Source organism: Vibrio sp. Vb0937, assembly GCF_033338855.1.
This window is the reverse complement of sequence record NZ_JAWOTK010000398.1, coordinates 1-1093: the sequence shown is the minus strand read 5'-3', so window position 1 is coordinate 1093 and position 1093 is coordinate 1. Positions and strand designations below refer to the sequence as shown.

The following is a 1093-nucleotide window of genomic DNA, read 5'->3' as shown; positions in this document are numbered from 1 at the left end:
GAAAACTGGGTGAGCAGCTTTGGCATCAAATGGTTGATGATTCCGGACTTTGTCTACGCGTTGTTTATTGGTGTGGTGATCACCAACATCATGGAAGTGACGAAAGTTCGCAAAGTCGACTTAGAAACCGTGGATATTCTCGGTACGGTTTCATTGTCGCTGTTCCTAGCAATGGCGCTAATGAGCCTAAAACTGTGGAACATTTTTGATCTAGCCATTCCGTTCTTGATCATCCTTGCCGTGCAGTCGGTAATTCTCGCGGTGTTCGCTTACTACGTGACATTCCGCGTCATGGGCAGCAACTACGACGCGGCGGTAATTTCTAGTGGACACTGCGGTTTTGGTTTGGGGGCGACACCAACAGCCGTGATGAACATGGGGTCTATCGTGAACCGTTTCGGCCCGTCACCACAGGCATTTATGGTGGTGCCGATTGTCGGTGCATTCTTCATCGACATCGTTAACTTAGTGATTTTGCAAGGCTGCATCGCCTTTATCAAATAATCGGCGAAAGGCGTAACCACGCCAATTTTAGAATCATTTAAATCTAAAGCCAGTCGGAAAAGACTGGCTTTTTTGTTTCTTGGTATGAATCTTTCTCATTCTTGCTTCAAGCAATGAAATCAATGCGTTAATATCATTCACAGGATGTTATTTTCCCAGCAGCAGGAGGCTCCACACATGTCAGAAAAAATATCGACATCAGCATTAGCGAAAATGCGCAATATTGACGCCAAGCTGCTGTTTTCAGATCTCAAACGCGCCGGTTACATCACTCGCCAAGAGGACAAATGGATCCTGACGGAAGAGGGCGCTAAGTTCGGCGGTGAATATGTTGACCACCCCAAGTTTGGGCAGTTTATTGTCTGGCCTACGAACTTGCATATTGAGCTGAATCCTACCTCTGGGAAAACTCTGAGTGCCACACTACTTGGCGATAAACTTCGCCTTAATGCCAAGCGAATCAACCAATTGTTGAGTGAGCTAGGCTGGATAAGTAAATCAGAAGACGGATGGCAAGTCACCGAAGCGGGCATTCGAGCAGGTGGTCAACAGCGTGCAGACAAAGAATCACAAAACACCTTTGTGGTTT

1 protein-coding gene and 1 pseudogene are annotated in these 1093 nt (G+C 46.7%); both read left to right on the top strand.

Annotated elements, in window-relative coordinates; translation table 11 throughout:
• On the top strand, positions 1–504 hold a 504-nt coding region (locus tag R7P67_RS26030), incomplete at its 5' end, for a sodium/glutamate symporter (RefSeq protein ID WP_318086483.1).
• Between the two features lie 177 nt (positions 505–681).
• A pseudogene (locus R7P67_RS26025) lies at positions 682–1093 on the top strand (glycerol kinase); the annotation flags it as partial.